Genomic DNA, 17721 nt, shown 5'->3' with positions numbered 1-17721 from the left:
GATGTGGGATCATGGCCCCATGGCCATCCACCTGCGCACCTTCCTGGCGTTCCTCGTCCTGGCCTTCGGGTGCGCGGCCCAGGAGCAGAAGTTCGTTTCCATCGGCGACCTGCCGCTGACGAGCGGCGAAGTCCTCCAGGACTGCCGCGTGGGCTACCGCACCTTCGGGGAGCTCGACGCCGCCGGGTCCAACGCCGTCCTCGTCCCCTCCTGGTACGGGGGGACCACCCGGGAGCTCCTGGGCCAGGTGGGTCCGGGGCGCGTCTTCGATTGTCCCGGCGCCTTCGTGATCCTCGTGGACGCACTGGCCGACGGGGTCTCCACCTCCCCGTCCAACAGCGTCCGCCAGCCCCGCATGAGGTTCCCGCGCATCTCGGTGCGGGACATGGTGGAGAGCCAGCGCCGGATGCTCAAGGTCCTGGGCATCGGCCACCTGCGGGCGGTCATGGGCATCTCCATGGGCGGCATGCAGACCTTCCAGTGGCTGGTGTCCTACCCGGACTTCATGGACAGGGCCGTGCCCATCCTGGGCTCCCCGCGCCTGGCCCCCTACGACGTCCTGCTGTGGCGCACCATGAACCTCGCCATCACCGGCGACGCCGGCTGGCAGGGCGGCGACTATGCGGAGAATCCCGCCCGGGCCCTGCGCGCGGGCCTGTCCAACCTCACCCTGGGCACCCCGGCCCAGGTGAACGCCGGCGGCACCCGGGCCCAGGTGGACGCGGACCTGGCGCGGTACGCCCGGGATCCCGCCTTCGACGCGTGCGACCAGGTCCGCCAGGGCGAGGCCATGATCGGCCTGGACATCGCCGAGGGCTTCGGCGGTTCCATGGAGAAGGCGGCCGCCGCCGTGAAGGCCCAGGTCCTGGTGGTGGTGGCCGCTTCCGATCAGACCGTCACCCCCGGCCCGGCCCTCGCGTTCGCGGCGCTCCTGAAGGCCCGGACGCTGACCCTGGAAGGGAGCTTCGGCCACCGAAGCCTGCGGGTCGAGAGCGGGAACGTGGGCCAGGCCGTGCGCACCTTCATGTCCGGGCATTGACGGAGAGACTCAATCGCCCCATATTGCGGTGTGCTTCGAAACCCGGGGAGAGTTGTGCCATGGCCGAACTGACGCGGGATGAGGTCATCGAACACGTTAAGAACAAGGTATCTCTGGAGTTCGCGAACCTGTCCGGTCTGGACCTGCGGGGGATCGACTTCAGGAAGACGAACCTGAGCGGGGCGGACATGACGTCCTGCCGCCTCCAGGGCTCCCACTTCCTGGACACCAACCTGACCCGGGCGATCCTCTACGAGGCGGACCTCTCGGGCACGAACCTCTCGGGCTCCGACCTTTCCCACGCCAACCTGCAGAAGGCCATCCTGGTCGAAGCCAACATGACCAACGCCAAGATGGTGCAGGCCAGTCTCCGCCAGGCGGACCTCTCCCAGGCCGACTTCACCCAGTCCGACCTGGCCAAGGCCGACCTCCACTTCGCCAAGTGCAGCGGCACGGATTTCCGCCGCGCCGTGCTGGCCGACGCCAACTTCGGCCGGGCCTTCCTCCGGGGAGCCATGTTCCGGGGGGCCAACATCATGGGCGCCACCTTCGAGGGGGCCCTCGGCATGGACCCGGCGGTGCTCAAGGGCGACATCGGCGGCGGCATCGAGCTGGACGAGCCCGGTACCGGCTCCACCCTCCTGGGCATGCTCAAGGTCACCACCACGGTGGACTACAACGCGCCCCGCCCCATCGGGGAATCCGGCAAGGGCGCCCCCGCGCGCAAGACCAAGTACCATCCCCCGCTGCGGGGCATCCCCTCCGTCATCTACACCACCGGCGGCTGGATCAGGGGCACCTTCCACGTGCCCACCATGCACGGGTTCCTGGAGTACCTGAACCTCTCCGGCGACATGCTCAAGCTCACCGGCGTCATCCTGCCCTACCTCGAGATGGAGCTGCGGTTCTTCGCGCTGCGCCGGGGGAAGGCCCTCCTGGTGATGCCCGACTGCGACCTGGCCCTCCTCCAGCTGCCCGAGCCCACCGCCCAGTATCATGTGCATCGCGTCTCGTTCCTCCTGGAAGGCGGCACCGTCACCGGCAGCCTCGCCATCGAGGAGGACATCCGGGTCTCGGACTACCTGGCCAACCACGACGGCTTCCTGGTGCTGCGCAACTGCCGGTTCGGCGCCCACGACGCCCCCGTGGAGGAGGAGAGCCACTTCCCCATGCTCCTGGTGAACAGCGCCACGGTGGTGGGGGCTTCGGACGAGCGCCTCAGGGATACGTAGGGGCCCCCTGTTACGTGGACAGGCTCCTTGTGATCACCCAGAGCACGACGCCCAGAAGCGCCGCGCCCACGACGACGACGTAGATCGCCGTCAGGGCGATGCCCTTGAGGTGCCGCTTCCAGCCGGGGCCCCCGTGGACCCGCTTCAGGGCGAGGCACAGGTGGACCGGCAGGGCCAGGGTCAGCAGCCCCCCCGCAAGGCGCACCCAGCCCAGGGGAACCAGGCCCAGGAGCCCCTGTGCCAGGAACACGCTGAAGGCGAACGTGTGGAAGTGCAGCGAGAAGATCACGTGCTCCACATAGTAGGTGCCGCTTCGCGGGTGGAACAGGAAGAGGAGCCCCGCGAAGGCCGGGAGCAGCAGGAACATCACCCGCGAGAGCCAAACCAGGAGGGCGGCCTTGAACGCCCGCGGGTTCTCCACGGCCTTCTCGATGCCCCGCTTGAGGCGCCCCGCCTTCTCCTGCATGGCCGGGTTCTGCTTCCCGGCGTCATCACCGAGGTTGATCACGATGTTGGTCTCGGCCTTTCCCTGGGTGGCGACCGAGGAGGGACCGGAGCCCAGGAGCAGGAACAGCAGGAAGCTGACGAAGACGTAGAGCCGGAAGGGAGGCAGGAACCGCGCCCTGCGCCCCGCGAAGTATTCCAGCGTGAGCTGGCCCGGCCGCAGGAAGAGCAGCCTCAGGGAGGTCAGGATGCGGTTGTCCAGGCTGAAGACCTCCGCGACCACCTCGCCCACCACGTGCCTCAGCCGCAGGTCCCGGTCCTGCCGGGGCTGCCCGCACCGGGAGCAGAAGCGGCCGTGGAGCGGCGTGCCGCAATCGAGACAGGGTTCCAGCGCGGGAAGAGGTTGCATGGGACTCGCCATGGAAGTGGATACCCAACCATAGCATCGGGCCGGATCGTTCGGTCCCATGGCCGGATCACGGCGGGGGCGGGCCCGTCGGCTCCGGCACCCCCTGCGCCCGGAGCCATTCCGCGGCCAGCCGGGCATTCCGGCCACGGGCCAGACAGACGTCGCCCCGGGGATGGCCGTGCAGGAGCAATTGGTTGCCAAGCCATTCCAAGCGAATGAACCCCAAGGGGATTTTCAGGCTGCCATCCCGGATGGGGGGAAAAGCCTTAATGAAGAACCGCGTTGCCAGGCCAAAGGGAAGCCGGCCCGCCATCAGGACCACCTTGTCGTCCTCCCGGATCATTTCACGCCAGGAGAAGAACCGGCTGATCAGGAAGTAGTGGCCCAGGACCAGCAGGCCCGCCACCGACACCCCCGCAGGGAGCCAGAAACCCTGGCCCCGCCGCAGGTAGGCGGACCAGAACAGCGATGCCGCCATGCCACAACCGCACGCGAAAGGGAGGATCCGGCGGTCCCAGACCGGGTGGAGATGGAAGGGGTCACGGGTGTCCCCTGAAGGGATTGGGGTCGATTCATTCCGCATTCTTCACGTTCCTCTGCGAGCCTTCTGCACCCGTGCGCCATGTGATTTTCCGGTTCTTCACGGATTTGAGGGGTGGCGCCGACCCACACTCACTTTAGCTTGGTGCTGACGAGGAGGCCGGGTCCGGTCGATAGGGGCCGTTCTGAGCCCGTCATCCAGGTAAGTTGAAACGAAAAGCTTATCGCCGAGGCGCCGAGGGGCCGAGGTTCGCCGAGAAAAGATCTTCTTTTTATTCCTCGGCGATCCTCGGCTCCTCGGCGCCTCGGCGATAGGCCCTTCGATCGAGATTGCCGGATTCATCGGGTAACAGGTCGGCAGCAGTGGACTTCAGGCATCTTGGAGTTGTCGAGAAACCAGGATGAGAGGAGGCCGGAAAGGCCGGCCACCCTCGAGGATCGACCGACGAAGGGATAATCCTTTGCATATGCATGGAATCCCCCCGAGCCTGACGCTGCATGGACAATCCGCCATACGCGTGCTCCCTGGAATGTGGGGATGTCTCTCGGGTGGAAGACGACCCGAAAAATGGCACTGCCTCGGCCAAGGCCCTATTTCCCTTCCTTCCTCAGCACGATCGGCACCGGCGGTTTCCGTCCGGGCCCAAGCTTCCCTTCCCAGCGCTTGAACCCGCGCAGGGACACCACCAGCACAGCGGGGTTGTCCGGCACGCGGACGCCGTCGCAGGGCGTCGTTCCCAGGCTGCGTCCGTCCAGGGTCACGGTGGCCCCGGGGGGCGTGCTGCGGATGTCGGCCCAGGACGTGGCGGGCTGGAGGGCCAGATCCAGCGGGGGCTGGCCGGCGCGGACCTCCTGGACGAGGGTGTCGTAGCCGTTCAGCCGCACTTCCAGGAGGTGCGTGCCGAACGAGACGGAGCCGCTGTAGGGCGTCTCGCCCACGGGCTTGCCGTCCAGCAGGACCTGGGCCCTGGGGGGGGTGGTCTGGATGCTGATGGACCGCGGGTAGAAGAAGAAGAAGGAGAGGGCCGCGGCGGCCATGGCGCCCACGACCCAGACCGCTTGGCCGCTGCGGCCGGAGCGGGCCGGGGTGAGGATGGGGGTCCAGCCCTTGGGGTGGGACTTGGAGGTGTACCCGGCCAGCGTGATGCCCTGGGGGGTGGAGTTCCGCGGGGGGGCGCTTTCGTTGGGGGAGGCGGCGTCGCCCTTGAAGAGGCCCGGGGGAGGGCCGGTGAGGGGGGCCACAGGCTTTGCGGGGGACGCCGCAGCGCGGGCCCTGGGGGCGGCCGTCGCTGCGTGGCCGCCGGTCGCGGCAGGGGCGGGCAGGGCGAAGGCCTCCGTCTCGTCGGGCCGCTGCAGCTTGGGGGAGGACGGATGGGAGGACCCCGCGCCGCCTTCGGGGGCAAGGCCCCGGGTGACCAGCTTGTCCTTGAGGCCCATGGCCTCGGCGAGGGCGGTGAGGAAGGCCAGGACGGACTCGTAGCGGCGGGTGGGGTCCTTGTGGAGCGCCTTGAAGAAGACCCGGGCGAGGGGGGCGGGGGTGCCGGGGGGGATGGCGGGCGGATCGTGGGCGATGGAGCTCAGCACGGACGAAAGGGTCTCCCCCGGGTGGGGGAGGGTGCCCAGCACCATCTGGAACGCCATCACCGAGAAGGCCCAGCGGTCCGTGGCGGGCGTCGCGCGGTCGCCCCCGAGGAGCTCGGGCGCGGTGTGGGTGGGCGTGCCCATCATGGTGCCGGTGTGGGTGAGGCTGCTGTCGTCGTCCCGGGCGAGGCCGAAGTCGGTGAGCTTGAGCTGGGAGTCCCTGCTCACCAGGATGTTCTCGGGCTTGATGTCCCGGTGGACCACCCCGGCGCGTTCCGCGGCCACCAGGGCCTGGCCGAGCTGGGTGAGCCAGTCCAGGGCGGTCGCGGGGTCCAGGGTCCGCTCCGAGAGGATCTTGGAGAGCGAGCTTCCGTCCACGAACTCCATGGTCAGGAAGGGGCCGACCTCGGGATCCTCGCCCACGTCGAAAACCGTGATGATGTTGGCCTGGTTGAGCTGGGCGCTGATCTCGGACTCCCGCTGGAACCGCGCGATCATGGTCTCCGAATCCGAGCGGGTCTTCTGGACGATCTTCACGGCGACGCGGCGCTTCAGGAGCGGGTCCTGGGCCAGGTAGACCACGCCCATGGCCCCGGCACCCAGCCGCTCCAGGACCGTGTACCGCCCGATGGCCGCGGGGTCTACGAAGTCCATGGGTCCCCTCCTAGGAGCGTCTTACCATCACGATGGTCCGGTCATCGGTCGCGGCCGCGCCCCGGGTGTGCTCCTGGAGGGCGGCGGCCAGGCCCTGGTTCAGGTCGGGAAGAGGCAGCGCGCCCAGGGTCCTGAGGGTCCGGCAGACCATCCCGAGATCGAATTCGACCCCCTGCGGGTCTGCGGCCTCGGTGATGCCGTCCGTGTACAGGAAAAGCAGGTCCCCGGCCTCCAGGCGGACGACGCCCTGGCCGTACTCGGTGCCGGGGAACATGGCCAGCGGGAAGCCCTGGGAGGCGAGCTCCTCGATCGTGCCATCCGCGCGCAGCACGGGGATGGGGTTGTGCCCGGCATTGACGTAGGCTATGGTCCTGGCCACCGGGTCGAGCAGGCCCAGGAAGGCCGTGATGAAGCGGTTGGCCGTGGTGCGCTTGCTGAGGGCCAGGCTGATCTTCTTGGCGAGGACGGCGGGATCCTCGGCGCCCTCGGTCCAGGCCTGCATGAGGGCCTGGAAGGTGGCCATGAGGAGCCCTGGGCCGATGCCCTTGCCGGAGACGTCGGCGATGGCCATCCAGGTCTTCCCGTCGGGGCCGGGCCAGAACCCGTAGAGGTCGCCCGAGACGTTCCAGCACGCCACGTTGATCCCGAAGAGCTCGAAGCCTTCCAGCTCGGGGCAGCGGTCCGGGAGCAGCCGCTCCTGGATCCTGCGGGCCACCTCCATCTCCTTCTGCATGGCCTGCTTGACGACCAGCTCCTCCAGGAGCCGGGTGGTGCGGATCTTGGCGGCGGCCATGTGGCTGACCACCGCCACCAGGCGGAGGTCCTCCTCGGTGAACGCGCCGCGCATGGGCCCGGCGTCCATGTAGATGATGCCCACCACCTCGCCGCCGTGCTCCAGGGGCACGGTCATGATGGAGGTCACGCCGCTGGACATGATCGACTGGGCCTGCGCCAGCTTGGAGTCCAGCATGGGATTGTTGATGAGGAGGGCCTCCCTGCGCTCCACGGCGGCCTCGAGCATCGTCTTCGACAGCTCGACCTGGAAGTCGTGGCCCCGCGAGCGGGACCGCGCGGCCACCTGGGTCATGGGCCCCTTCCCGTTGCGCAGGAGCACCGCGCCCCGGCCCGGCTTCAGGTAGGCGTAGAGCCGCTCCAGCAGGTCCCAAAGCATCATCTCGGTGGAGACGTCGCCCAGCATGTCCAGGCTGAGGGCGTGGACGATGTCCAGGGCCTCCTTCCAACGCCTGGCGGTGCCGGTGTCGAGCGTGCCCGGGGACGAGGACCTCAGCCGGTCCACGTCCATGAGGAAGGAGACGCTGGAGTCCAGGCCCGCGGGGATGTCCGGGCCCTCCTCGAGGCGGATGGAGAGCCGCCCGAAGATGATCTCGTCGCCCCCCCTGACCTGGCGGGGCTCCAGGATCCGGTCGCCGTTGACCAGGGTGCCGTTGCGGGAACCCAGGTCCTCCAGCATCGCCATGCCGTCCCGCCACGTCAGCCGGGCATGGTTGCGGGAGAGGCTGGAGTCCTCGAGCACCACGTCGTTGGCGGGGTCCCGGCCGATGGTGAGGGCCGCGTGCTCGCGCCCGAGTTTGACGGGGGCCCGGTCGGGTAGGCGGATCCAGAGTTCGGCCATGGGATTGCCTTTGGTGTGGCAATCTTCATGGGATTTCTTGACTTGTCAACTATGAATTATAAGTGGTTGAAGATTGGACGGTTTGACACCTATTCCGCTTTCCGGCCGGTGAACTCCCCCAGCATGATGGGCACCGCGATCTTCAGCATGAGGGTGAACACCAGGAACCCCATCGCGAAGATTCCCGCGGCCACGAGGAGCTCCGTGAGGGAGGGCCGGTAGACGTAGATGTCGCCCAGCACGTCGGGGGTGAGGCCCGGGATGATCAGCGCCATGCCCTTCTCGATGTAGACCGACGCGTAGATCAGCACGCAGCCGATGTTGAGGGTCACCCAGTTGGTGCGTGTCTTCGGTATGAGGAAGAGGAGGAAGGCGACGGCGCCCGTGAGGATGGAGGCCCAGGCGAAGGGCACCAGGCCGTTGTGGCCCTTGAGGCCGAAGAAGAGGTACCTGATGAACACCAGGTGCTCGGTGTTGGAGTAGAACTCCTTGAAGACCTCCGCGACGGTGAGCAGGAGGTTGAAACCCATGGTGTAGGCCATGAGCTCGGCCACCTTGAAGATGGCCTCGTCCTGCACCTTGAGCCGGGTGGTCCTTCGCAGGATCTGCAGGAGGATGAGCAGGATCGCGGGGCCCGAACAGAAGGCCGAAGCCAGGAAGCGCGGCGCGAGGATGGCGGAGTTCCAGAAAGGGCGCGCCGCCAGTCCGTTGTAGAGGAATGCGGTGACCGTGTGGATGCTCACGGCCATGGGGATGGAGCTCAGGACCAGGGGGATGACGACGGACTTGTTGTATTCCTTGCCCGTGTAGCTGCAGTAGAGGAGGTAGGTCACCACCGTCCAGTTGAGGAGGAGGTAGCCGTTGAGGGCGAGCACGTCCCAGGCCAGGAGGGAGCTGGGCAGGTTGAGGCGGCCCACGAAGGGGATGATGTGCCAGAACCGGTCCACCCTGCCGATGTCCACCAGGACGAAGCCCAGGCACATGACCAGGGCGCTCACGGCCAGGAGCTCGCCCAGGAGCGTGATCTCCTTGATGGGGCCCCAGTGGTAGACGTAGGCGGGGATGACCAGCATGATGGCCGCCGCGGCCACGCCCACCAGGAAGGTGAAGTTGCCGATGTAGAAGCCCCAGGACACCTGGTCGCGCATGTTGGTGACGATGAGGCCCTCGCGCACCTGGCCCGCGTAGGCGAAGCCGCCCAGCGCCATGAGAAGCAGGAGGAAGGCGACCCAGGCGTAGTAGTAGCGGTCCCCCTTGAGGACGAGCGGGAGGCTGTCGATGGTGAAATGGCCGAACGTCCGCAGCGTCTCCATGGCCTCACACCCCGTAGAAGTAGAAGAATTTCGGTTGGGTATTGAGTTCCCCCTTGAAGACGAAGACCCGCTTGTTCTCGAGGATGTAGCGGATCTCGCTCTTCGGGTCGGCCAGGTTGCCGAACTTCCGGGAGCCTGTGGGGCACACCTCCACGCAGGCCGGGTAGAGGCCCTTGCGGGTGCGCTGGATGCAGAAGGTGCACTTCTCCACCACGCCCTTGGGGCGCGGGCGGTTGCCCAGGTAGTGCGTCTCGGGGTTGAGGTCGGCCGGCTGCACCGTGGGCTCGCCCCAGTTGAAGTGGCGGGCTCCGTAGGGGCAGGCCGCCATGCAGTAGCGGCACCCGATGCACCAGTTGTAGTCGATGACGACGATGCCGTCCGGGTCCTTCCAGGTGGCGCCCACGGGGCAGACCTTCACGCAGGGCGGGTTCTTGCACTGCTGGCACTGGACGGGCATGTAGAAGTGGCCTTCCTGGGGCACCTCCTCCGGGTTGTAGTAGGCGTCCGCCGCCTCCAGGTCGACGCCCTTCTCCTTTTCCATCTGCAGGACCCGGATCCACTGGATCTCTGGGCTCCGGGACGGGTTGTTCTCCTGGACGCAGGCATGGACGCAGCGGCGGCAGCCGATGCACCGGGAGAGGTCCAGGGCGTAGCCGAAGACCACGCCCTGCATCGCGGGCTCCTTGCCGATGCGGATCTTCTTCCCGTACCTGCGCTCGGCCTCCGCTTCCAGGCGCTTGATGATCCTGTCCAGCTCGTCCCTGGAGAGCTCGCGGAAATTGTGCTGGAGGAAGGCCTCCATGCCCTCCCTGCCGCAGCCCGTGGCCAGGGCTCCCGCCACCGCGGCCAGGGCGCCGCCAAGGAAGGCGCGCCGGGAACCGGCGGGCCGGAGGCCCCGTCTCGTCATGCGCAGGGACCGGCTGGTAGCGTCGCTCATCGTCTTCTCCGGTTCGGGGGGGATCATCTGCGGGCCCTGATCTGGTCAGGCGGCACCGGCGGCGGCAGGGGCCTGAGGGCCTTGAAGCGAGGCGAGTGGGGGTTGTGGCAGTGGACGCAGAGGAGGTACTGCTTGGCGCCGTTCCAGCTCCCGGTGCGCTTGCCGTGGACGCCCACGCGCCAGTCCCGGAGCTTGTCGCCGTGGCACTGGCCGCAGAGCAGGTAGGAGGCCGTGAAGTCGAGCTTCTCGCCGTTCACCAGGTGGAGCCGGTCGCGGTCCTTGAGGTCGTGGCAGTCCAGGCACCAGCGGCTTTCGGGCCCGTGCCGGAGCTCGATGTCGGCATGCATGCCCTCCAGGGGCCGGCGCTTGGGATTGGGCGCCAGGGCCTTGGGATCGTGGCAGGAGGAGCAGGGGAAGATGCCGTCCGAGAAGGGCGGGGGCGGCGCCTGGAAGTCACGGTGGTCCACCACCGGCGAAGCCGGCGGCGTGGCCCGGAGCAGGGTGCCCATGGCCAGCAGTCCCGACAGGATCGGCCGCAGGGCGCGCGGGGCGGATGAGGGCATTTCGTCTCCTCGGACAGGGGCCATGTCGTGCCAGGGCCGGACCCGGTGGCGGGCCCGCGAAGAAGGACGTTTCCGGGAACGGGGGCCCCTGGATGGAAGCCTGGATTGAGAATGAGTGCATGAACTATCCCATGTGTCCCGGGGTTGTCAATTGCGGAGTATCGGATCTTTTTTGAACAGGATGATGTTTGAACATTCATATGTGCCGTGCATCACTAGGAGCTGTATTACCCAGGGGCAGGTTCCGATGACGGGGTCCCCGATTCATGGGGAAAGGCCCGGATCCGAGCCCAAGCACCCTTCCCGACATGGGCCCTTGACGCAGGGAACCGGGGGATCAGAAATAAAGGCGTTTCCAATCTCAAATAAACAATCGTTCCCCGGGGTGGCCACCCTGGTCGGCGGTTCCATCGACACCTCCAGCGAACTCCTTGCCCGGCTGGTCTCCCTGGAGGCGCGGGTCGCGGCCCTGGAATCCGGGCGGGCCTGCCTCATCCTCGGCGGGGGGCTTCCTCCTGCGGCCGCTCACGGATTCCGGGATCCTCGCAGCGCCGGCGGGGATCGCCGAAGGGCTCGGCTACGCCGGCTTCTGGGCGTAAGGGGCGCACCGCTCCGGCCTCAAGGTGCTTCCGCCGGCCCTCGCCGCCCTCGTCGCGGCGCGCACGGCCATCCTGGTGTCCCTCGGCACGGGCTGCGCTCCGGGGCGTCTCCGGCTCGAGGGTCAACCTCTCTCCGCGGCAAGGACGTCCCTGACGGCCGCTACGGCCACGGCAACGTCGGCCTCCGTGGTGCGCCAGTTGCAAACGGAGATGCGCATGCACCGCCGGCCGCGCCAGGTGGTGCCGCCCACAAAGACCCTGCCGGTGCCCACGATCTCCGCGATGATCCGGTCGGTGTGGGCGTCGTGGTCCTCCTGGCTGGCGCCGGGACGGGGATCCGGGAAGCGCAGGAGTCCCTGGTTGATCACGGGTTCCCACATGACCTCGGCCCCCTCGAGGGCCCCCATTCCGGCCACCAGGGCCCGGGCGTGGAGGCAGCACCGGTCCACCAGGGCCGCCACGCCGCTCCGCCCCAGTTCGCGGATGGCCGCGTAGGTGGCCACGCCCCGTCCGCGCCGGGACCATTCCGGGTTCCAGTCGAAGGGGTCGCGGGCCTCTTCGGCATGGGTGAGATAGCTGGCGCGCATGGACATGGAAGCCCGGTGGGCGGATCCGGCCGCCACGAAGGCGTAGCCCGAGTCGTAGGGTACGTTCAGCCACTTGTGGCCGTCGGTGGCCCAGGAATCGGCGCCCTCCACGCCCTCCAGGAGATGGCGGTGGATCGGGCTGGCGTTGGCCCACAATCCGAAGGCGCCATCGACGTGGACCCAGGCTCCAAAGGCGCGGGCGATGGAGATGAGCTCCCGGAAGCGGTCGAAGGCGCCCATGTTGATGTCGCCCGCGCAGAGCAGGACGATGGCCGGGTCCGGGCAGGACGCCAGGGCCCGCTCCAGGGCGGCGGGCTCGACCTGGCCCCGGTCGTTCACCTCCAGGTTCCGGGCGCAGTCGGTGCCCAGCCCCAGGAACCGGAGAACGCGCAAGACGGAGCCGTGGGCGTGGCTGTTGCAGAGCACGCGGATGGGGGGCGCGCCCGCGAGCCCCATCCGCTCGACGTCCCAGCCCCGGGCCGAAAGCACCGCGTTCCGGGCGGCGGCGAGGCACGTGAAATGCGCCATCTGGCAGCCGGTGGTCAGGGCGAAACTGGCGTCCGGAGGCAGCCCCAGGAGCTCCTTGAGCCAGGCGCCGCACACCTCCTCGATGACCGCCTCCGCCGGGGAGCAGGCGTAGAGGGCCGCGTTCTGGTCCCAGGCGGACGTGAGCCAGTCCGCGGCCAGGGCCGAGGGCACGGAGCCCCCGATGACCCAGGCGAAGAACCGTCCGCCTGCGCTGCCCAGGAGGCCGCCCTCCACGCCCGCCGCCAGCTCGTCGATCACCTGCTCGGGATCGGTGGCGCACGGAGGCAGGGGACCCGCCAGGCGGTCCCGCAGCTCCTCGAGGGTCCGGGTTGCGCCCACGGGGGCCGTCGCCAGGGACCGGAGGTAGGCCACCGAATGCCGCAGGGCGGCCTCCAGGGCGGGCTGGTCGGGATTCGCGCTCTCCATGGTGCACCTCCGGGGGAAGGGCAAGCATGGGGCAGGGGGGGCCCGGAGGGCGACCCGATTCTTGCGGGGTGCCGATCCCTTTCCTGGCATCTCCGGAAAAGAGTGTTAGCTTTGTGCCATTCAAATTGTCCATACCTGGGAGGTCCCAATGGCAGGCACGTCGATGCGGTCCTATTTCCAGTCCTTGGCAGGCAAGGTGTTCGGCACCGCCATGATCCCCGTGGCCGGCTTCCTCGTCCTCATCGCGGCCTACATGCTGCCGACGGTCCACTCCCTCCTGCTGGGCGCCAAGAAGGAGGGGCTCCGGAACGTGGTCGAAAGCGCCCAGGCCCAGGTGGCGGGCCTGGCGGCCGAGGCAAAGGCCGGGCGAATGAGCCAGGAGGAGGCCCAGAAGCGGGCCAAGGAACTGGTGAACGCCATCCGGTTCGCCGACAAGAATTACGTATTCATTCATGGGCCCAACCACACGATCCTGGTCCTGCCCCTGGCCAAGCAGCTTGAGAACAAGCCCTCGAACGAGCTTCCCGCGGCCACCTTGGGGATAGTCAAGGCCCTGCGGGAGGCATCGAGCGTGCCCGAAGGGGGCTTCTACGACTACCCCTACGGCAAGCCCGGCAAGGAGGGCCTCTTCCCGAAATCGGCCTTCGCCAAGCGCGTGCCGGACTGGGACTGGGTGGTGGGCGCCGGGATCTACGTGGACGACGTCAACGCCGAGATGTGGCGCATCTCCTTCGCGCTCCTGGGCGGCGCCCTGGTGGTGGCCGCACTGGCGGCCTACATCTCCCGCAACCGCTCCCGGGCCATGGTCAGGCCCCTCCTCCAGCTGGTCCAGGGCCTGCGCGACAGCGACCTCTCCAAGCGCATCGACGTGGCCACCAAGGACGAGATCGGCGAGGCCGCGGACGCCTTCAACGGCTACAACGGAAAGATGCGCACGACGGTGCGGGACATCGCCAGCTACGCCGAGCGCGTGGCCTCGGGCAGCGCGGAGCTGGCCGCCACCTCCCAGGAAATGGCCCGGGCGGTCCACGACATCGCCCGGGTCAGCGAGGAGCTCAAGGGCGCCGGGGACCAGGTCTCCCAGGCCATGAAGAGCCTGAGCGCCAACGTCGAGACCATGCGGGAGCGCACGGGCCAGACCTCGGCCCAGTCCGACAGGGCCGTGGAGGACACCGCCCGGGGCGCCGAGGCGGGGCAGGGCGCCGCCCACGGCATGGAGGAGATCCGGGAGGCCACGAGCCAGGTCGTCAAGGCCGTTCAGGTGATCCAGGACATCGCGCGCCAGACCAACCTGCTGTCCCTGAACGCCGCCATCGAGGCGGCCAAGGCCGGCAGCGCGGGCAAGGGCTTCGCCGTGGTGGCCGAGGAGGTGCGCAAGCTCGCCGAGCGGTCCCGCTCCGCGGCGCTGGAGATCGCCGAGCTCAACCAGCGCACCCAGGACGCCGTCGCAGGCGGGGTGGAGGGCGTCAAGGTCAGCGTGGACAACCTGCGGGCCATCGGCGAGCGCATCACCGGCATCGCCGCCAGCATCCAGGAGATCGGCAGCCTCAGCCGGGCCCAGGAGGAGACCAGCCGCGACGTCGCCCAGCGCATGGCCCACACCGCCCAGGGCCTCGCCCAGAACGCGTCGGCCACCCAGGAGCTGTCCGCGACGGTTTCGGAGATCACCAAGACCTCCGACGACCTCGCCGGCGTGGCCGAGGGGCTCCGCCACGTGGTGGACGGGTTCAAGGTATAGGGGCAGCCTAGATTTCGCCCCGGATCACCTTCTTGAAGGCGTCCATCTCGCCCTTGGCGATGGGCCGCGCCGGCACGCCGCCCCAGGTCTCGCCCGCCCCGACCCGGCTTCCGGGCAGGACCACGCTCTCGGGGAGGATGACGGCGTCGTCGCCGATGATCACGTCCCCCATGACGCAGCAGGCCAGTCCCAGGGTGGCGCGGTGGCCCACGACGACCGGGGCCACCACCAGGTTGCCGCCCCCGCCGTAGTGGGCGAAGATCCGCACGCTGCCTCCGATCACGGCGTCGTCGCCCACGGTGATGAGGGAGGGGTCGCTGATGTACTCGGTATTGATGAAGGCGTGGCGGCCGATCGTCATGCCCATGGCCTTCAGGAACCAGACGCCGTAGGGGGTGAGGGTCACGAAGGGCATGAAGGTGAAGCGCACCAGGTAGAAGAGGCCGTTGTGCAGGAACCAGGGGACGGCGTCCAGGGTGTAGTAGCCGCCCTTGTAGGGCTTCACCCGGGTGGGCAGGACCTTGTTGTAGGCCGCCACCACCACCAGGAGGGCCATGCCGAAGACGAACCAGGCCAGGGCCACGGCGAAGCCCCGCAGGAGCCAGGCGGGGATGGAGGGCAGGCGGGACGCCCACCCGACCAGGAGGTGGGTCAGGGCCAGGGCCGGGGCCAGGGCGGCGCCCAGGGCCGTGGCCGCGAGGAGGTAGAGCAGGAGCACCACCACGGCGTAGCTGGTGCGGGCATAGCGGCGGAGGAGGGTCTCGAAGACGTTGCGCGAAGGGGCTGACTTCGCGTGGCCGATGGGGTCGCGCATGGGGATTCCTGAGGTGGGGAGAGGCGTGCCATTATGCGGCCGCCCCGCCCCCTCCACAAGGGGCCCTATTCCTTCCGGCGGATCCCGGCGTGGGCCTGGAACTCCTCCTCGACCTTCTCCACGTCCGGGGAGTTGAAGAGGACGAGGTTCCTCAGGTGGATGTAGCTCTCCAATCCGTCGATGGTGGAGAACTCCATGCCGAAGCCCAGCGGGTTCTCCGCGGCGACGACGCCGGAGGTGCGGATCTCCACTTCGCCCTCGACCAGCGAGATCACCGCCTGGCAGGGCGTGCCCACGGGGTGGCGCTCCGCGGTGAGCACGAGCATGCCCTTCATGCTGAGGTCCTTGACGCGGGCACCTTCGACGGGCCTCCCGTCGACGGCGATGCGCACCTCGAAGGTGATGGGCACCCTGGTGAATTCTCGCTTCTCGGAGTCGGGAGTCATGGCGGCGTCCTCGCAGGCTCTAGGATACCTTCGGAGCGGGCCCCAGGGTGGAACCTTCGATGAGGGCCACCGGAACGATCGTTTGGTGGACCGTATCCTTGCCAATGGCGGCCAGGGCCAGGGACACCGCCTGGTGGGCGATGGCCGGGATGTCCTGGGCCACGGAAGCCAGGCCGGGGTGCAGCTCCACGAGCCCGTCGAAGCCCAGCACCGACACCTGGCCTGGCACCTGGACCCCCTGGTCCGCCAGGGCCCCCAGGGCTCCCACGGCGATCTCGTCCGTGGCGCAGAACACCCCGGTCGGGCGGTGCCCCTGGCGCCAGGCGTCCCGCATGAGGCGGTAGCCGCCCAGGACCGAGGCCTCGCCCTTCACCGTCGCCGCCCGGATTCCCGGGAGGCTGGACCCGGCCAGCACGGACGTGAACCCGTTGGCGCGGTCCTGGGCCCACTGGACTTCGCACTCGACGGTCAGGTGGAGCAGGTTCCGGTGGCCCAGGGAAAGCAGGCTGTGGGCCGCAAGGCGGCCGCCGCCCATGTCGTCGGGGGCCACGCAGGAGATGCCGGGATGGTGCCCGATGAGCACCGCCGGCACGCCCCGCTCCCGGAGCTGCTCCAGGCGCCCGTCGACCCCGTCGCTGTTGAAGACCAGCACCACGTCGAAGCGGGTGCGCACGCCGCTGATGTCCTCGGGCAGCTCCACCACCTGGGTGGCCCGCACCTGCATCTCCCGCAGGAGCGCCCGCCAGATGAGGTTGAAGTAGGGGGAGAGCCGGTTCTCGCCCGCCCCCACCCAGATGCCCAGGGTGTGCTTGGTGCGCATGGAGAGTTCGCGGGCGATGGGGTCGGGCTCGTAGCCCAGGCGCTTCATCACCGCCAGGACGTTCTTGCGGGTGGTCTCGGCCACGGTGGACTTGCCGTTGATGACCCGGCTCACGGTGCCCTTGGATACGGCGGCCTGGCGCGCGATTTCACCGATGGTGATCTTCATGGTCTTCCCATGCGGAGGGCGGTGTCCGCGGCACCATAGAGGCTCACGTCGTAATCCCGGACGATGTGGACGGGCGTGGCCCGGGTGATCCCGTCGAGGTGCTCCCGGTAGTTGCGGTCGAACGCCGACATGAAACGCCGGCCGTCCAGGAGGAGCCCGGCGTTCTTGGAGGCGATGCCCCCGGCCAGGAAGATCCCGCCCGTGGGGAGGAAGGCCACGCAGAGCTCGGCGCAGACCCGGGCGTAGAGCTCCACGAAGAGTTCCATGGCCCTGCGGCAGGCCGGGTCCCCCGGCTCCGCCGCGATGGCCCCGGGGCGCAGGGCCTCGGGCAGGGCGAGGATGGCCGCGGAGGCCGGGGTCGCGGGAAAGCGCCCCGATTCGGCCAGGAACCGGTGGAGGGCCGCGATGCCGGGGCCCGACACGGCCGTCTCGGCGCCCGGGGGTCCCGGGTACTTCCGGCTGAGGTGCTCCCAGAGCTCCAGCGTCTCCGGGCCGGTCATCGGCAGGCCGATGTGGCCGCCCTCGCTGGGGTGGACACGGGGCCCGTCCGTGCCGCGGGTGATGAAACCCACGCCCAGGCCCGTGCCCGCGCCGACCACCAGGACGGTGCCCTGGGGGTCGGGAGCCGGTTCAGGAGAGCTCCCGTGGGGCAGGGGGAGCAGCTGTTCCCGGTCCGCGGGGTCCAGGAGCAGGACGCCCTGGGCCACGGCCGTGAAGTCGTTCACGAGCATCACCGGGATGCCAAGCTCTGCTTCCAGGGCGGGGCCATCGATATCCCAGGCGGCGTTGGTGAGCTGGATCCTGCCGTCCTGCACCTGGCCGGCGGCGGAGACGCAGAAGGCCACCGGCGGCCCCAGCCCGGCGCAGCCGTCCAGGAAGCTCCGGAGCGGCCCCAGCAGGGAGGTCGCGGCGGCGGTGCTGAAGGCCGCCTTGCGCAGCATCCGGACCCGGCCCGGGCTCCCGGCCAGGAGGGCCAGGGTCAGGTTGGTTCCCCCCACGTCCGCGGCGAGGACGATCCGTTCCGGGCTTGCGGTGGGCATTGCAGCCTCCTGAAAAACAAGGCACTAAATTTTTCTTGTTGACAACCCTACCTTGATTGGCCAAACATTGCGTGACTTCTTTGTAACCGGTTTCATCCCCTGAGCGCTAGGGTGAATTCTCACCCGCATAAGCAGACGGCCAACGGGCCTTCTTTTTCGTCCGAACTTTGTAACCGGTTGCAGCCATTCCTTCCGACTAGAGTAGCTGAG

Annotated in this window: 15 protein-coding genes; 3 read left to right on the top strand and 12 right to left on the bottom strand. The window is 68.7% G+C overall.

Annotated features, from left to right (window positions below):
* The first annotated feature begins 1 nt into the window (after position 1).
* Both ACZ5MC_RS17245 and ACZ5MC_RS17240 read left to right on the top strand, forming a co-directional pair.
* Complete coding sequence (locus ACZ5MC_RS17245; RefSeq protein ID WP_306601719.1) at positions 2-1039, top strand: alpha/beta fold hydrolase; 1038 nt, start codon at positions 2-4, stop codon at positions 1037-1039.
* A 59-nt stretch (positions 1040-1098) separates the two neighbouring features.
* Positions 1099-2271: a pentapeptide repeat-containing protein gene (locus tag ACZ5MC_RS17240; RefSeq protein WP_306601718.1), complete on the top strand. Its 1173-nt coding sequence runs from the start codon at positions 1099-1101 to the stop codon at positions 2269-2271.
* A 10-nt stretch (positions 2272-2281) separates the two neighbouring features.
* On the opposite strand, the gene ACZ5MC_RS17235 is transcribed toward ACZ5MC_RS17240, so the two are convergent.
* The 8 genes from ACZ5MC_RS17235 to ACZ5MC_RS17200 form a co-directional block, all read right to left on the bottom strand.
* On the bottom strand, positions 2282-3124 hold the full coding sequence (locus ACZ5MC_RS17235) for a DUF3667 domain-containing protein (RefSeq protein WP_306601717.1): 843 nt from the start codon (positions 3122-3124) through the stop codon (positions 2282-2284).
* 67 nt (positions 3125-3191) lie between these two features.
* Positions 3192-3602 (bottom strand): hypothetical protein, encoded by a 411-nt coding sequence (locus ACZ5MC_RS17230; protein ID WP_306601716.1) that lies wholly within the window; start codon positions 3600-3602, stop codon positions 3192-3194.
* Between the two features lie 653 nt (positions 3603-4255).
* On the bottom strand, positions 4256-5899 hold the full coding sequence (locus tag ACZ5MC_RS17225; RefSeq protein WP_464516350.1) for a serine/threonine-protein kinase: 1644 nt from the start codon (positions 5897-5899) through the stop codon (positions 4256-4258).
* Between the two features lie 10 nt (positions 5900-5909).
* Positions 5910-7532, bottom strand: coding sequence for a SpoIIE family protein phosphatase (locus ACZ5MC_RS17220; RefSeq protein ID WP_464516349.1), 1623 nt, complete (start codon positions 7530-7532; stop codon positions 5910-5912).
* Positions 7533-7621: 89 nt separating this feature from the next.
* Complete coding sequence (gene dsrP / locus ACZ5MC_RS17215; protein WP_464516348.1) at positions 7622-8845, bottom strand: sulfate reduction electron transfer complex DsrMKJOP subunit DsrP; 1224 nt, start codon at positions 8843-8845, stop codon at positions 7622-7624.
* Positions 8846-8849: 4 nt separating this feature from the next.
* Positions 8850-9782: a 4Fe-4S dicluster domain-containing protein gene (locus tag ACZ5MC_RS17210; protein WP_464516347.1), complete on the bottom strand. Its 933-nt coding sequence runs from the start codon at positions 9780-9782 to the stop codon at positions 8850-8852.
* A gap of 23 nt (positions 9783-9805) precedes the next feature.
* Positions 9806-10345: a hypothetical protein gene (locus ACZ5MC_RS17205; protein ID WP_464516346.1), complete on the bottom strand. Its 540-nt coding sequence runs from the start codon at positions 10343-10345 to the stop codon at positions 9806-9808.
* Between the two features lie 721 nt (positions 10346-11066).
* Positions 11067-12485 (bottom strand): pyridoxal phosphate-dependent decarboxylase family protein, encoded by a 1419-nt coding sequence (locus ACZ5MC_RS17200; protein WP_464516345.1) that lies wholly within the window; start codon positions 12483-12485, stop codon positions 11067-11069.
* A gap of 148 nt (positions 12486-12633) precedes the next feature.
* Between ACZ5MC_RS17200 and ACZ5MC_RS17195 the strand changes: the two genes are divergently transcribed.
* Positions 12634-14223, top strand: a complete 1590-nt coding sequence (locus tag ACZ5MC_RS17195) for a methyl-accepting chemotaxis protein (protein WP_306601707.1) — start codon at positions 12634-12636, stop codon at positions 14221-14223.
* A gap of 7 nt (positions 14224-14230) precedes the next feature.
* On the opposite strand, the gene ACZ5MC_RS17190 is transcribed toward ACZ5MC_RS17195, so the two are convergent.
* The 4 genes from ACZ5MC_RS17190 to ACZ5MC_RS17175 form a co-directional block, all read right to left on the bottom strand.
* Entirely contained in the window at positions 14231-15037 is an 807-nt protein-coding gene (locus ACZ5MC_RS17190; protein WP_464516344.1) for an acyltransferase, read from the bottom strand.
* Positions 15038-15102: 65 nt separating this feature from the next.
* Positions 15103-15483, bottom strand: a complete 381-nt coding sequence (locus ACZ5MC_RS17185; RefSeq protein WP_464516343.1) for a PilZ domain-containing protein — start codon at positions 15481-15483, stop codon at positions 15103-15105.
* Positions 15484-15502: 19 nt separating this feature from the next.
* Positions 15503-16471, bottom strand: coding sequence for a LacI family DNA-binding transcriptional regulator (locus tag ACZ5MC_RS17180; RefSeq protein ID WP_464516342.1), 969 nt, complete (start codon positions 16469-16471; stop codon positions 15503-15505).
* Positions 16468-17511, bottom strand: a complete 1044-nt coding sequence (locus tag ACZ5MC_RS17175; RefSeq protein WP_306601703.1) for a glucokinase — start codon at positions 17509-17511, stop codon at positions 16468-16470. The genes ACZ5MC_RS17180 and ACZ5MC_RS17175 overlap by 4 nt, the downstream gene beginning before the upstream one ends.
* Positions 17512-17721 lie beyond the last annotated feature (210 nt).

The organism is Mesoterricola sp. JemC181 (assembly GCF_055384585.1).
This window is presented reverse-complemented; position numbering and strand designations above follow the sequence as displayed.